13 protein-coding genes and 1 tRNA gene are annotated in these 14,404 nt (G+C 43.0%); 11 read left to right on the forward strand and 3 right to left on the reverse strand.

Translation table 11 applies throughout. The annotated features are described in order from the left end of the window. Both FKX92_RS06075 and FKX92_RS06080 read right to left on the reverse strand, forming a co-directional pair. Positions 1–219 carry a helix-turn-helix domain-containing protein gene (locus FKX92_RS06075; protein ID WP_002899126.1) on the reverse strand — a complete coding sequence of 73 codons (219 nt, stop codon included), beginning with the start codon at positions 217–219 and terminating at the stop codon, positions 1–3. Between the two features lie 8 nt (positions 220–227). Then, entirely contained in the window at positions 228–704 is a 477-nt protein-coding gene (locus FKX92_RS06080) for a DUF2975 domain-containing protein (RefSeq protein WP_149565810.1), read from the reverse strand. A 206-nt stretch (positions 705–910) separates the two neighbouring features. Between FKX92_RS06080 and FKX92_RS06085 the strand changes: the two genes are divergently transcribed. From FKX92_RS06085 to FKX92_RS06120, 7 genes are all read left to right on the forward strand, one after another. After that, on the forward strand, positions 911–1,993 hold the full coding sequence (locus FKX92_RS06085; protein WP_149565811.1) for an ArsR/SmtB family transcription factor: 1,083 nt from the start codon (positions 911–913) through the stop codon (positions 1,991–1,993). A 130-nt stretch (positions 1,994–2,123) separates the two neighbouring features. Continuing rightward, positions 2,124–3,365: an MFS transporter gene (locus FKX92_RS06090; RefSeq protein ID WP_149565812.1), complete on the forward strand. Its 1,242-nt coding sequence runs from the start codon at positions 2,124–2,126 to the stop codon at positions 3,363–3,365. Positions 3,366–3,460: 95 nt separating this feature from the next. Then, positions 3,461–4,231: a TatD family hydrolase gene (locus FKX92_RS06100; RefSeq protein WP_149565814.1), complete on the forward strand. Its 771-nt coding sequence runs from the start codon at positions 3,461–3,463 to the stop codon at positions 4,229–4,231. Further along, positions 4,203–4,802: a ribonuclease M5 gene (rnmV, locus tag FKX92_RS06105; protein ID WP_162066087.1), complete on the forward strand. Its 600-nt coding sequence runs from the start codon at positions 4,203–4,205 to the stop codon at positions 4,800–4,802. Before FKX92_RS06100 ends, rnmV begins: the two co-directional genes overlap by 29 nt. Positions 4,803–4,805: 3 nt before the next feature. Then, entirely contained in the window at positions 4,806–5,660 is an 855-nt protein-coding gene (locus tag FKX92_RS06110) for an SDR family NAD(P)-dependent oxidoreductase (protein WP_149565816.1), read from the forward strand. A gap of 20 nt (positions 5,661–5,680) precedes the next feature. Continuing rightward, positions 5,681–6,553 (forward strand): 16S rRNA (adenine(1518)-N(6)/adenine(1519)-N(6))-dimethyltransferase RsmA, encoded by an 873-nt coding sequence (gene rsmA, locus FKX92_RS06115; protein WP_125382586.1) that lies wholly within the window; start codon positions 5,681–5,683, stop codon positions 6,551–6,553. Positions 6,554–6,608: 55 nt separating this feature from the next. Continuing rightward, on the forward strand, positions 6,609–7,016 hold the full coding sequence (locus FKX92_RS06120) for a hypothetical protein (protein ID WP_149565817.1): 408 nt from the start codon (positions 6,609–6,611) through the stop codon (positions 7,014–7,016). Between the two features lie 15 nt (positions 7,017–7,031). Here FKX92_RS06120 and FKX92_RS06125 read toward each other — a convergent pair. Further along, positions 7,032–7,114: transfer RNA gene (locus FKX92_RS06125), tRNA-Leu, on the reverse strand. A gap of 194 nt (positions 7,115–7,308) precedes the next feature. Here FKX92_RS06125 and FKX92_RS06130 point away from each other — a divergent pair. The 4 genes from FKX92_RS06130 (at position 7,309) to FKX92_RS06145 (ending at position 14,403) form a co-directional block, all read left to right on the forward strand. Continuing rightward, positions 7,309–11,994, forward strand: a complete 4,686-nt coding sequence (locus FKX92_RS06130) for a Cna B-type domain-containing protein (RefSeq protein WP_149565818.1) — start codon at positions 7,309–7,311, stop codon at positions 11,992–11,994. 234 nt (positions 11,995–12,228) lie between these two features. Then, positions 12,229–13,107 (forward strand): ribosome small subunit-dependent GTPase A, encoded by an 879-nt coding sequence (gene rsgA, locus FKX92_RS06135; RefSeq protein ID WP_149565819.1) that lies wholly within the window; start codon positions 12,229–12,231, stop codon positions 13,105–13,107. Between the two features lie 11 nt (positions 13,108–13,118). Next, entirely contained in the window at positions 13,119–13,778 is a 660-nt protein-coding gene (gene rpe / locus FKX92_RS06140; RefSeq protein ID WP_048773917.1) for a ribulose-phosphate 3-epimerase, read from the forward strand. Further along, positions 13,771–14,403 carry a thiamine diphosphokinase gene (locus FKX92_RS06145; protein WP_187759399.1) on the forward strand — a complete coding sequence of 211 codons (633 nt, stop codon included), beginning with the start codon at positions 13,771–13,773 and terminating at the stop codon, positions 14,401–14,403. The genes rpe and FKX92_RS06145 overlap by 8 nt, the downstream gene beginning before the upstream one ends. Position 14,404: the final 1 nt, after the last annotated feature.

Raw genomic sequence — 14,404 nt, forward strand, 5'->3', positions numbered from 1 at the left:
TTATTTCTCCTCCTCATCGTCAGGGATATACTCCAAAATATCGCCAGGCTGGCAGTCTAATTCACGGCAGAGAGCGTTGAGTGTTGAAAAGCGGACAGCCTTGGCTCGATTATTTTTTAGGATAGATAGATTGGCTGGTGTTAGGTCAATTAACTCTGCTAAACGGCCAGCGCTGATGCGCTTTTGCGCCATGACAAGGTCTAAATTTATCTGAATCATAAGACCTCCTAAATAGTGTAGTCCACTTGATCCTGCAGCTCAATGGCCTTGCCAAAGGCGTTGCGGATGACACGGATAATCAGGGTCAAGATACTGCAAGAAACAGTGACTAAGAGCATAGGGAAATAAGCTGTCAGTCCCATAAAGAGGGAGATAAGAGCCACAGTACCCACTTCCCAGCCAAGGTAGCGCATGTACTGAACATTTTGTGTGATAAAGACCTGATTTTTACCGATGCGGCTCAGGAGTCGATAGAGATGGACAATGCAGGCCAGTGCTAGGCAGCCGAGGACATAGCCAAACAGCAGCAAGATCCAAAAGCGTGTCTCTCCTTGAAAGAAAGGAGAGGGAAATTCAATAACTAGGTTGACGACCCAAGGTCCTAGGGCTATCAGGATAATGGAAGCAATAAATAAAAGGCTGATACTGATTTTTGTAAGAGTAATGCTCATATCTTCAGCAGTCTTTTTCATTTTGTCTGTCATAATTTCCTCCGACTAACGTTTCATTTCTTAGTAACTATAACACGAATATTATCGATAATCAATAAGAAAATATCGAAAAAAGATAAAATCGGTCTTAAGGACTAGATGAAAGTTTCTAAAAAAGTTCTTATTTTATAGAGATGGATTTCTTGTCTGGAGATGAACAGAGTAGAAGACGATGAATATTTCGCCTGATTTTTGGTATAATGAAAAACAGGAATTGTATACTATTTCTGGTCAGAAGCGGAGTATGTGTAAGGAGGGAAGAGTCTGTGGGTGTAAAGCTTGTTCATTATCGTAGTAAGTTATATGAATTTCTCATGGTTCCTGCCATCGTTTCAAGGGATGATAAACATATGTGGAAGGATTTACGACAGAATCAAAAGGAGCTGCTTTTTGATGTACAGCCTCACTATGATAAGCTCTATCAGGATTTACTTCCCTTGAAGAGAGAGCTTGTTGCGGTTAGTTTGTTTGAAGGAGCTACGGTGGGACTGGCTCCGCTCCTCTACCTCTACTTGCTAGAAAAAGGAGAAGATCCGGCCAATTTGCATGACTTGTTAGAATGTTTGAAAAAACTAGACGCAGAGCAAATCCTCTATTGCTTATCACTTAAGCTTTCTAAAGGGGAAGTTACCAAGGGATATCCTGAAGATCTACTGTCTCTTATAGAGAATAGTGACAAGTCTCCGGAAAATAAATGGTACTGGTACCAAGCTATTCAGCATCCAGAGAAGCTTCGGGACCAATTGGTTTCCTTGCTGGAAAGAGTGTTCGAGCTCTATCAGCCTATTTATGAGCAGTTTGAGCAGGAAGTATTAGCTTTTGAACAAGAATTTAGCCTATTTGATGTGATGGATGATGAAGAGCAGAATGCCAAGCTTCTTGAAAAGGACACTCAAGTCTTTGTTCTGTCACCCATGTTTATTGACTCTTTTCTCGAAAAGGTTCCTGATTTCACCTCCTATTCCTTAGTCCTTTCGACGAGAAGTTCCCAGTTATCAAAGGCGGAATCGGAGCTTAACGATGAAACATTGGCTCTGACCTTCAAAACTCTTGGTGATGAAACCCGCTATAAAGTCTTGATTGAATTGATTCAGCCGCATGCCAAGAATAAAGATATAGCTAAAAAACTGGGGCTTACAAGAGCCTCTATCTCATTCCATACGCAAAAGCTCCTAAATTCAGGCTTGCTGGAGCTTGTGGTGGATGATGATTCTATTAAATACACGGTCAATAAAGAACTGATTCGAAAGATTATAGAGAAGTTCAAACAGGACCTAACATAGTTTCAGAAGACCTGGATTCATTCTAGGTCTTCTTTCTGTAAAATAATAATCTAATAAAAATTTGACAACCAACTAATTAATTGTTATGATTTGTTAAACAAAAATCTAACAAGAGTAAAGGAGATGTCATATGATTGTTTTTGCAAAAAACAAAAATTTTCGCCAGTTGCTCATCAATCAATGGATTTCAGGTTTCGGAGACATTGTTTTTTATTTGGCTTTGATGAACTATGTTTCTGCTTACTCCTTTGCTCCACTTGCGGTTTTATTGATTTCTCTTTCTGAAACGCTGCCCCAGTTAATTCAGGTTTTTACTGGAGTTGCGGCGGACTTTCAGAAGAATCGTATCCATAAATGCCTGCTTATACAGTTTAGTAAGGTCGTGTTATATAGCTTGGTAACGTTTTTGCTGCTTGGACAAGATTTCTCCTTCTTGATTCTGCTTGTGATTTGCTTGATTAACTTTCTGTCGGATAGTCTGAGTTATTTTTCAGGGGCCATGCTGACCCCAGTTTATGTAAAGGTGATTGAGCAAGATATGACCTCTGCAATGGGCTTTCGGCAGGCTAGTATGAGTCTGGTTCATATTTTGGGGAATCTAGCTGGCGGTTTTCTCATCGCTTGGATGAGTATCGGAGCTTTGGCGGGACTGAATGCTCTGACATTCTTGCTAGCTTACCTTGGATTTTGGCATATTAGTCAAAACTTACAGGACTTAGAACCGGAGCTCAGCAGTGCCAAGGAGCTAAATAAAGAGAATTATTGGCAGCATTTATTGGATTCTCTAAAAGTCTTGCTGGGATTGAAAAACGTTGTGAGGTTGTTATTGGTTTCAACCTTTGGGCAGGTCACTCTGAATATTCTGACGCCGGTAGCGACTCTTTTATTGCTGAAAAGGCCTTTTTGGAATCTGCAGGTCGGTCAGTCCGTTGCCGTGTTAATTGTTTTAAGTTCTGTTGGTCTGATCTTAGGGAATATTTTGAGTGGCAGTTTGCTGAAAAAACTTTCGACGAAGCTTGCTATGTATAGTAGCCAAGTATGTGAAAGTTTTATTCTTTGCGGTTTTTTCTGGCAAAACTTTTTACTTGTCCTGATAGCGAGCTTTGCTTGCTCTGTTACAGTCGGTTTGCTGAGTCCAAGATTGCAGAAATCTGTATTCAGCCTAATACCAGAAGAAGCAATGGGAGCCATCCAGTCGGCTATTAATCTATTTAGCATGGCTGTTCCGAGTGTTTTATCTATGCTGTTAATAGCTCTTGCTAGCAGTTTGGGGGTTATTTATATTCTCCTCCCGCTTGTGTTAATGCTGGCACTGTCTTTCTACTTGATTATTCCAATGAAGAACTTGAAGGCAGATTCGGATAGCTGTTGAATGGCAGCTGTCTTATTTTTCTGCTTTGAAGAGACTTCTGATTTTTCAGGTCATTTTTGGTATAATAAAGGACAGGAAATACAAGGAAGTAAACCATGAAGATTTTTGATACACACACGCATTTAAATGTGGAAGAATTTGCTGGTCGAGAGGCAGAGGAGCTCCAGCTGGCTACAGAAATGGGCATCAGCAAAATAAATATTGTGGGTTTTGACCGACCGACCATTGAGCGCGCCTTGGTGCTGGCAGATTGCTATGATCAGCTTTATGCTACGATTGGCTGGCATCCGACTGAGGCTGGGACTTATGATGAGGCGGTGGAAGCCTATCTGCTGGATAAGCTTCGTCACCCCAAGGTTGTGGCTCTGGGCGAGATTGGGCTGGACTATCACTGGATGACTGCGCCCAAGGATGTTCAGGAGAGGGTGTTTCGACGCCAAATCCAGCTCTCCAAAGAGCTGAACCTGCCCTTTGTCGTTCATACGCGTGATGCTTTAGAAGACACCTATGAGATTATCAAGAGTGAGGGTGTCGGCCCTCGAGGTGGTATTATGCACTCTTATTCCGGTTCTTTGGAAATGGCAGAGCGCTTTATCGAGCTAGGGATGATGATTTCCTTTTCTGGAGTCGTTACTTTTAAGAAAGCGACGGATATTCAGGAGGCTGCGCAGAACCTACCTTTGGACAAAATCCTCGTCGAGACGGATGCGCCTTACTTGGCGCCTGTTCCCAAGCGTGGCCGAGAAAACAAAACAGCCTATACCCGCTATGTGGTAGAGAAAATTGCTGAACTTCGTGGGCTGACGGTCGAAGAAGTGGCGCAAGCGACCTATGAAAATGCAAAGAAGGTGTTTAGGCTTGACTGAGAAGATAAAAATCCCTCAGGTGATTGTCGTTGAGGGCAAGGATGACACAGCTAATCTGCAGCGATTTTACCAAGTGGACACTTACGAAACGAGAGGTTCCGCTATCAATGAAGAAGACCTAGAGCGGATTGCGAAACTGCACCAGCTGCGTGGTGTTATTGTCTTTACCGATCCAGACTACAATGGAGAGCGTATCCGTCGAATGATTATGAAGGCAGTGCCAACTGCTCAGCATGCCTTTCTTCGTCGAGATGAGGCAGCTCCCAAGTCTAAGAACAAGGGTAAATCGCTTGGGGTAGAGCACGCTTCATTTGAGGATTTGCAGCAGGCGTTAGCTGGGCTGGTTGGATATTTTGATGATGAGGATAATTTTGATATCACTAAAAGCGACCTCGTACGATTAGGTCTGCTTATGGGAAACGATAGCCGACAGCGTCGAGAGTATTTGGGTGAGCAGCTCCGTATCGGCTATTCTAACGGCAAACAGCTGCTTAAACGCTTGGAATTGTTTGGGGTGACTTTGGCGGAAGTGGAAGAAACCATGCTCAGATATTCAGGTCTAACGGAGTAAGAAATGAAAAAAGTAATTATTACAGGTGGCAATAGTGGGATTGGCTATCAGGCTGCAAAACAGTTGGCTGAAAAGGGGTGGTCAGTGACCCTATTTTGCCGGCGAAAAGCAGCTGCTGAGCAAGCCTGTGAGGAAATCCGTCAACAAGCAGAAAATCCGCATGTAGATTATATCTTGGTTGATTTATCTGATATGAAAAGTGTCAGGCAAGCGGTAGAACAGTATATCCACAAAGAAGAGAATTTAGATGTTTTAATTAACAATGCGGCCGATTTTGATTTATCGGTCAAAAAGCCGATTCTTACCAAAGACGGATTGGAAAAACAATTTGCGACCAATGTGGGCGCTCCTTTCTTGCTTTCTTCCTTATTGAAAGACTTGTTGGGAAAGTCAGAAAGTGGTCGGATTATTAATATTTCTTCCCAAGGGCTGGTGCTTTATCCTTTCATGAAGCTTGATTTTGAAAATTTATCTGGACAAAAACATTACAGTCCTGCTAAGACCTATTATCAGAATAAACTGGCCTTGTTGATGCTGTCGCTTTATATGCGGAAGCATTGGAAAGGTATCAAGGTTCAGGCCATCCGTGTGACCAATGTCAAAGTAGATATGCGCCGCTATGATCACCTCAGCGCTTTTATGAAAAATCTGTATAAAATTAAGTCGAGATTTTCGATTAGTCCTGAAGAAATGGCGAAAGTCTATACAGCCTTATCTACAGAAGATGGCTATGAGGGTTTTTTGTATGACGAGAAATACAGAGAAGTTAAGGCTAATGCATTTGCTTACGAGGAAGAAGAGCAGAAAAAACTCTACACCTTGCTAGGGCAAATGACCTCCTTAAAAGATAATGAATAAAGAATTAGAAAAGAGAAAAGATGCGAATTGCAGACCATAGTGTGACCCGTGCCATTCTGGAGCGTCACGGTTTCACTTTTAAAAAATCTTTCGGTCAGAATTTCCTGACTGATACCAACATCCTCCAGAAGATTGTGGACACAGCTGAGATTGATAAAAAGGTCAATGTCATCGAGATTGGTCCTGGTATTGGGGCGTTGACAGAATTTTTGGCCGAAAGTGCCGCCGAAGTCATGGCCTTTGAGATTGATGAACGGCTGGTACCGATTTTGGCGGATACTCTGCGCGATTTTGACAATGTGACCGTGGTCAATCAGGATATTCTCAAGGTTGATCTGGCTCAGTACATAGCAGAGTTTAAAAATCCAGACCTGCCTATCAAGGTAGTGGCGAACTTGCCCTACTACATCACAACACCGATTCTCATGCATTTGATTGAGAGCGGGATTCCTTTTAGTGAGTTTGTCGTTATGATGCAGCGAGAAGTGGCCGATCGGATTTCGGCTCAGCCGAATACCAAGGCTTATGGTAGTTTGTCGATTGCGGTGCAGTATTACATGACGGCCAAGGTTGCCTTTATCGTGCCGAGGACAGTCTTTGTGCCAGCGCCTAATGTGGATTCGGCTATTCTCAAGATGGTGCGCAGAGAGCAGCCGGCAGTTGAGGTTCAGGATGAGAAATTCTTTTTCAAGGTCTCCAAGGCCAGTTTTGTCCACCGCAGGAAAACTCTCTGGAATAACCTGACCAGTTGTTTTGGGAAGTCTGAGGAGACTAAAGGCAAACTGACAGCAGCTTTAGAACGAGCGGAGTTATCTCCAAGTGTTCGGGGAGAAGCTCTGAGTTTAGAGGAATTTGCTCGCTTGGCAGACGCTTTGAAGTCAGAGGGATTATAAAAAATAGAAGATCTGCTCTATATAGCTGGTCTTCTATTTTGCTCATGAGGTACATATGAAAGTGAAATTTCTGTCTTTGTTTTCTGCCTTGCTCTGGTTTTCGCAGTCTTTACTCCATTTCCTGCTTATGCTAGGTCTGCCTCTGGGACGTTTGGTATTTGGCGGCGCTTATATAATATTTCCTTTATGGTTGCGGCCAGTTAACTTCCTGCTTTTCTTGCTGTGGGGTTTCTTTAGTCTTAGTTATCTATCTTTTGGTGGTTGGCTAAGAAGTAGCTTGAAGTCTTCTGTTTTGGGAAAGATCATCTTAAGTGGAACTGTTTTTCTCTTTTTGGCTACTGTTTTCAATTTCTTTGTGACCACGAGTCTATTAGAGAAGTATTTAACAGGGGGACTGACCTTTCTGGCTTTTCTCAGCAGTGTAATTTTACTTCATAATAACAAAAAATCCTATCAATCATGATAGGATTGCTTTTTATGCGGAGGAAGGGATTTGAACCCTCACACCCGTACGGGCACATGCGCCTGAAGCATGCGTGTCTGCCGTTCCACCACCTCCGCTTGAGATTCTATTATAACTTATTTTTGTGAAAATGCCAATAGAGAATATCAGTTTTTTTCACTGTATGAAAAAAGCAGAAAAATTTCTATTTTTTCTTTACTAAAATAGTTCTATGATATTGCCATTATAGCAAGTATTTGTTACAATTAGATTAATTACTTATTTAGGTAACGAAATAAAAAAGGAGAATGTTATGAAACTGAAAAAATGGCTGCTATTTTTGATGCTGCCCCTTCTGTTTTTGCTGGATTTGAAGCTATTTACAGCAACTGCTCAAGCCGATGCTTTGAAGAATGCAATCACAGATATTAAAATCTGGGACCATTCTAATGGCCGCGAAGCAACTAAGGTTAATGGTGCTTACAATTTGGTTCAAGGGGGAAATTATCGCTATGAGCTAGTTTTTGATTTGTCTGCTTACGATAACCAGCTCAAGGATGGGGATACCTTTACCTTTACAGTACCGAACGGTGCAACCATTGCTGATGGTACAACCTTTACCCTGACAGATAATGAAACGCAGGTCCAGCTCGGAGCTGCTAAGATGACATCGAATGGTTCAGGTAAGGGCGGTCTGATCACGGTTACTATTCAGAATTTGGCAGATTACAAGTCTAAGACAACTGCTAGTGGAGTAAGAGGGAGCTTCTTCTTTGACTTTCAGGCGACGACAGTAGGCGCTGATCAGGACTGGAATTATAATCCCGAGGAAACTCAAGGCGCGATGAGCCATAAGGTAACCATTAACGAGCGCAAACAAAGCAGTTTTTCAACAGCCGGTGAAAACTACGCTAAGATTGGAGGGGTCATTGCTAAGAAGCCATATAATTCGGCTATTCTTGGCAAGAGCGGAGACTACTCCCATAACTGGACTGTTCGTATCAATACTCAGCAAAAGACTTATAATTCTCCGATTGTTATCAAGGATGTAATTCCAGATAGCAGTGCACCAATGCAATTCGTTCCGGAGCAATTTGTCCTTCGCCAAGGGGAGTACACGCAGAGTTTATCAAGTATTGCGAATTCTGTTATCTTGAAAGAAGGTCAAGATTATACGGTTGCCTATAATGACACTTATACTGAGTTTACTCTAACCATCAATAACCCAGGCAATCGTGCCTTTATGTTGAACTATATGACAACTTCACCAGCTGATGGTTCTTTAGTATCCAATACGGCTGAGATGGAAGTTGATAATACAAAACTGCCATTCAGAGACGATCGTCCTAGTCAGACGAGTTCTACGATAGAGCGCAGCAGCCGGATTACAGAGGGCGGTGTCATCACAGCTGATATTAGCAACAGTCTGGTTCTCTACAAGCAAGATTCTAAGACTGGCAAAATGCTGGAAGGTGCTGTCTTTAAGGTGACAACTCCTAGCGGTGAAGAGATTACTCTGCCGCCGACAGATGCTAACGGTCGGGTTTCTACACAACCTTTCTCAAGTGAAGAAATCAAGAAAGGTCAATTCACAGTAGAAGAAGTAACAGCTCCGGAAGGCTATGTACTGGACAGCAATCCGATGAAGGTGACTATCAAGGCTGATGGAGCGGTTAAGACAGTCAAGAACACGGTTGATCCAAATGCCAGCAAAAAGCTGACAGTCAAGAAAATTTGGAAAGATGAAAACAATCAGGACGGCAAGCGTCCAGCTTCTATTGCTGTAGATGTCTACGCTAACGGTCAAAAGCTGGCTGATAAGACAGTGACCGTAACTGGTGGCAGTACAGATGCGGAGTGGACAGCTCAGACAACTGATTTACCAATCTTTGATGCAAGCGGTCAAAAAATCACCTATACAATCGGTGAAGATCAGTTTGATGGCTACGATGCTCCAGAAGTAGATCAGGAAAATCTCACTGTTACCAATAGTCGTACGCCAGAGAAAATCGCTATCAAAGCCAGCAAGAAATGGGATGACGCTGAAAATCAAGACGGCAAACGTCCTGCCAATGTTGTTGTAAAACTTTATAAAGAAGTCGGTGGTCAGAAATCAGAAGTTGCGAACCGAACTCTGACCGAAGCTGACCAGTGGGCAACCGAGTTCACCAACTTGAACAAATATGAAAAGGGACAAGAAGTTGTTTATTCTCTGGAAGAAGACGCGGTCCCTCACTATCAATCTCAGGTAACTGGCAATGCTGCTGATGGCTTTGTAGTGACCAACACTTACAAGCCAGAAACCATCAAGATTTCCGGTCAGAAGAAGTGGGATGATGCGGAAAACCAAGACGGCAAGCGTCCAAATGCTGTTAGAGTCAAGATCTTGAAAGGCCAAGATATTGTCGATGTACAGGAAGTGACTGCTGCTAACGGTTGGAAATATGAATCTAATCCTCTTCCTAAATATGCAGCTGGCCAAGAAATTGCTTATACTGTTGCAGAAGAAGCTGTCTCAGGCTACACGAGCAAGGTGGACGGCTACAACATCACCAACTCTTACACTCCAGAAACGGTCAAGATTTCTGGTCAGAAGAGATGGGATGATGCGGACAACCAAGATGGTAAGCGTCCAGCTTCTGTTAAGGTTAAAATTCTGAATGGTGATACGGTTGTTGATGAGCAAAATGTTACTTCCGCTAACGACTGGAAGTATGAGTCTAAGGCTCTACCTAAATATGCGTCAGGTCAAGAAATCACTTATACCGTAAGTGAGGAAGCTGTTCCAGGTTATACTAGCAAAGTGGATGGTTACAACATTACCAACTCTTACACTCCAGAGACAACGACTGTGTCTGGAAGCAAGACTTGGGAGGATGGCGATAACCAGGATGGCAAGCGCCCAGCTTCTATCACAGTTAATCTGCTGGCTGACGGTCAAAAAGTCAATACCCAAACAGTCAGTGAGGCAGAAGGTTGGTCTTACAACTTTACTGGCTTGCCAGTCTATAAGGATGGCCAACGGATCACCTATACAGTGACAGAAGAAGCTGTACCGGGTTATTCAACCAATCTCAACGGCTACAATATCACTAACTCTTATACACCAGAAAAGACAGAAATCACTGCCAGCAAGACCTGGAATGACAGCGATAATCAAGACGGTAAGCGTCCAACTAAGATTAGCATTAAGCTGATGAAGACAGTTGGCGGTGTCAAGACAGAAGTCGCTAGCAAGGAAGTGACAGCTGCTGATCAATGGCAAACCAAATTTGAAAATCTGCCAGTCTATGAAAATGGTCAGAAGATTGATTACTCTATTGAGGAAGATGATGTAGCTGGCTACACTAAAGAAATCAAAGATTTCACAGTTACCAACTCTTACACTCCAGAGATGATTAAGATTTCCGGTCAAAAAGTTTGGGATGACGCTGATAACCAAGACGGCAAGCGTCCAGCTTTTGTTAAGGTTAAAGTGAAAAATGGCGATACTGTCGTAGATGAGCTGGAAGTAACAGCTGCTAACGATTGGAAGTTTGAGTCTAAAGCCCTTCCTAAGTATGCAGCAGGTCAAGAGATTGCCTACACTGTTACTGAAGAAGCAGTTGCGGAATATCAAACTAAGATTGATAAGTTCACCATTACTAATTCTTACACTCCTCAAAGTACAGAATATGCTGTGACTAAGGTCTGGGATGATGCTGATAACCAGGACGGCAAGCGTCCAGCTTCTATCACAGTGCAGCTGTATCGCTCAGTAAATGGTCAAGATCCAATTGCTGTCGTAGGTAAAACGTTGACCTTGACGGCTGATAATGAGACAGCTGCTAACACTTGGAAAGCAAGCTTCACCAATCTGCCTCAATTTGACAAGGGACAGGAGATTACCTACTCTGTCAAAGAAGATGATGCAACAGTAGCCGCTTTGAAAGAAAAAGGTTACAGTCCGAAAGTAGAAGGTCAGACAATCACTAACTCTCATACTCCAGAGCAGGTTAAAGTTTCTGGTCAGAAAGTCTGGGATGATGCAGACGATCAAGACGGCAAACGCCCAACATCTATTACAGTTAAGGTAATGGATGGAAGCACTATTGTTGATACACTTGAAGTAACAGCTGCTAATGGATGGAAGTTTGAATCTAAAGACCTGCCTAAATATAGAAATGGTCAAGAGATTGTCTACACGCTTTCTGAAGTGTCAGTTGCTCAATATGAAACTAAGATTGATAAGTTCACTATTACCAACTCCTACACTCCAGAAACTGTTAAAGTCTCTGGTCAAAAGGTTTGGGATGATGCTAATAATCAAGACGGCAAGCGCCCAGCATCTATCAAGGTAAAGATTTTGGACGGAGACAAGGTGGTAGATGAGCTGGAAGTGACAGCCGCTACTGACTGGAAGTTTGAGTCTAAAGATCTGCCTAAGAATAAGAAGGGCAAGAAAATCAACTATACAGTCCTTGAGGAAGTGACAGTTGAGGGTTATAGCAGTAGCCAAGAACAAGCAACAGATGGCAGCTTCACTTTGACTAACAGCTATAAACCAACACAGATTGCTGTTAAGGGAACTGCGGTATGGTCAGATGCTGAAAATCAAGATAAGGTGCGACCTTCTAAGGTTACTGTTCGCCTCTTGGCAGATGGCAAACCAATCAAAGAAGAGGTTGTGTCAGGAGAAAATGGTTGGCAGTATAACTTTAGCGACCTTCCTAAGTACAAGGATGGCAAGGAAATTGTCTATAGCGTTGCGGCTGATCCAGTAGATGGCTATAAGCTTGAGATCAACGGTACTCAGCTGACCTTTAGTCATGTCCCTGCTAAGAAAGAGAGTGTTGAAGGGAAGGTTTCTGCTGATAAGCCAGGCGGTCAAGCTCCGAAAGTCGGAGGAAAAGCTCTTCCGCGTACTGGACAGGAAGAAAATCTCCTTGTTACTATTCTTGGCTTCCTAGCAGCGCTTCTCGCAGGAGGAATGCTGGTAGCTAAGGCAAAACGCAGCTAATCAGTTTTGTGACTTACTGAAAATTACAGTGAGCATCTCATTCGATATAAAAAAGCGAACAGGTTCTTTTAAGCTTGTTCGCTTTTATCATGCCAGTTTTATTACAAATATTTTAAAGCGATTGTTTTCTATGAAAAATGAAGCCAACCTTAAGAAATGTCTTCTATGCAAAACAAGCAAGCTAAATCTCGCTTTTTTTGTTATAATGAGTGTATTAACTTTTAAGGAGCAATCTTGCAAGGAAAAATCATTAAGGCTCTGGCTGGTTTCTATTATGTAGAGTCGGATGGACAGGTTTATCAAACCAGAGCGCGGGGTAATTTTCGCAAAAAAGGGCAGACACCTTATGTCGGTGATGAAGTCGAATTTTCAGCAGAAAAAGACTCGGAAGGCTATATTTTAAAAATAGCAGAGCGAAAGAACAGTCTAGTACGGCCGCCGATTGTCAATATTGACCAGGCAGTTGTAATCATGAGCGCGAAAGAGCCGGATTTCAATGCCAATCTGTTAGATCGTTTTCTGGTGCTTTTAGAGCATAAACAGATTCATCCTATTATCTACATCAGCAAGTTGGACCTGCTAGAGGACGAGCAGAGCTTGGATGCCTATGTACAGTCCTATCAGGCTATCGGCTATGAGGTCGTTAAAGCAACTGAGGAGTTACTACCGCTGCTGACAGGGAAAATCACTGTTTTCATGGGACAGACTGGGGTTGGAAAGTCCACCCTGCTCAATAAAATCGCTCCAGACCTGCAGCTTGAAACAGGAGAGATTTCTGAAAGTCTGGGTCGTGGCCGCCATACGACACGGGCTGTCAGCTTTTACAATCTAAACGGCGGCAAGATTGCCGACACACCAGGGTTTTCGTCTTTGGATTACGAGGTGACTACAGCTGAAGATCTCAATCAAGCTTTTCCAGAGATTGCTGAGTTAAGCCAGTCCTGTAAATTTCGTACTTGCACTCATACCCATGAGCCAGCTTGTGCCGTTAAGCCAGCAGTCGAGTCCGGCCAGATAGCTTCATTCCGCTTTGATAATTATCTGCAATTTCTCAGCGAGATCGAAAATCGCCGGGAAACCTATAAAAAAGTTGCCAAAAAAAATTCTAAATAAGGAGAAGAACTATGACATCATTCAAAATCGCCCCTTCAATTCTAAGTGCGGACTATGCTAATTTTGAAGCAGAATTGAAGAAGTTAGAAGCGACAGGTGCTGAGTATGCCCATATTGATATTATGGACGGTCATTTTGTACCAAATATCAGCTTTGGAGCTGGGGTTGTTGCCAGTATGCGTCCTCACAGTAAGCTAGTCTTTGACTGCCATCTGATGGTTTCCAATCCTGAGCACCATATCGAAGAATTCGCTCGTGCCGGTGCAGATATTATCAGCATCCATGCCGAAGCGACACCTCATATCCACGGAGCACTGCAGAAGATTCGAGCAGCGGGAGTCAAACCTAGTGTTGTGATTAATCCGGGAACACCAGTTGAAGCAGTCAAAAATGTTTTGAATTTGGTTGATCAAGTCCTTGTGATGACAGTTAATCCAGGCTTTGGCGGCCAGGCCTTTCTGCCAGAAACCATGGATAAAATTCGTGAATTAGTTGTCTTGCGTGAAGTCAATCAGCTGAATTTTGATATTGAAGTGGATGGCGGTATTGACGATAAGACCATTGGGATTGCTAAAGAAGCTGGCGCCAATGTCTTCGTGGCTGGCAGCTATGTCTTCAAAGGCGATGTCAATCATCAAGTTCAGACCTTACGGGATGCCCTGTATGACTAAGGTCGCGCTGTTTGCTGGCGGGAACTTGGAGCATTTTAGCTTAGATTTTGATCTTTTGGTCGGAGTAGACCGTGGGAGCCTCTTTCTGCTTGAACAGGGAGTATGTCCTGACTTGGCTGTCGGGGATTTTGATTCTGTGACCGAGGAAGAATTGCTGCGCATAAAAGATAGTGCCAAGGAAGTCGTTCAGGCTCATCCTGAAAAAGATGATACAGATTTGGAGTTAGCTGTTCTAGCTTGTTTTGAGCGGTATCCAAATGCTTGTCTAACTATTTTTGGAGCCTTTGGCGGCCGTCTGGATCATGCCTTGGCCAATGTCTTCCTGCCCAGTAATGAAAAAATTGCACCTTATATGGAGAAGGTTTTTCTGGAAGACGAACAGAATCTGCTGACCTATGTTCCCAAGGGGCGCCATGAAATCAAACCAGTACCTGGCATGCGTTATCTGGCCTTTCTGCCATCGGATGATGCTACCTTAACGATTGAGGGCGCCAAATATCCGCTCAATAAAGATAACTTTTTTTTCAAAAAAGTGTATGCTTCTAACGAATTTATAGATAGGCCCATTTATTTGGACTTTGATAGCGGCTATACAGTCGTCATTTACAGCAAAGACAGGAGCTGAT

It is taken from the genome of Streptococcus sanguinis (genome assembly GCF_008329445.1).
In the GTDB taxonomy this organism is placed as follows: Bacteria; Bacillota; Bacilli; order Lactobacillales; family Streptococcaceae; genus Streptococcus; species Streptococcus sanguinis_O.

Coding starts and splice junctions, on each gene's coding strand:
- FKX92_RS06075 (WP_002899126.1), bottom strand. CDS start 219: ATGATTCAGATAAATTTAGACCTTGTCATGGCGCAAAAGCGCATCAGC.
- FKX92_RS06080 (WP_149565810.1), bottom strand. CDS start 704: ATGACAGACAAAATGAAAAAGACTGCTGAAGATATGAGCATTACTCTT.
- FKX92_RS06085 (WP_149565811.1), top strand. CDS start 911: ATGAAAAACAGGAATTGTATACTATTTCTGGTCAGAAGCGGAGTATGT.
- FKX92_RS06090 (WP_149565812.1), top strand. CDS start 2,124: ATGATTGTTTTTGCAAAAAACAAAAATTTTCGCCAGTTGCTCATCAAT.
- FKX92_RS06100 (WP_149565814.1), top strand. CDS start 3,461: ATGAAGATTTTTGATACACACACGCATTTAAATGTGGAAGAATTTGCT.
- rnmV (WP_162066087.1), top strand. CDS start 4,203: ATGCAAAGAAGGTGTTTAGGCTTGACTGAGAAGATAAAAATCCCTCAG.
- FKX92_RS06110 (WP_149565816.1), top strand. CDS start 4,806: ATGAAAAAAGTAATTATTACAGGTGGCAATAGTGGGATTGGCTATCAG.
- rsmA (WP_125382586.1), top strand. CDS start 5,681: ATGCGAATTGCAGACCATAGTGTGACCCGTGCCATTCTGGAGCGTCAC.
- FKX92_RS06120 (WP_149565817.1), top strand. CDS start 6,609: ATGAAAGTGAAATTTCTGTCTTTGTTTTCTGCCTTGCTCTGGTTTTCG.
- FKX92_RS06130 (WP_149565818.1), top strand. CDS start 7,309: ATGAAACTGAAAAAATGGCTGCTATTTTTGATGCTGCCCCTTCTGTTT.
- rpe (WP_048773917.1), top strand. CDS start 13,119: ATGACATCATTCAAAATCGCCCCTTCAATTCTAAGTGCGGACTATGCT.
- FKX92_RS06145 (WP_187759399.1), top strand. CDS start 13,771: ATGACTAAGGTCGCGCTGTTTGCTGGCGGGAACTTGGAGCATTTTAGC.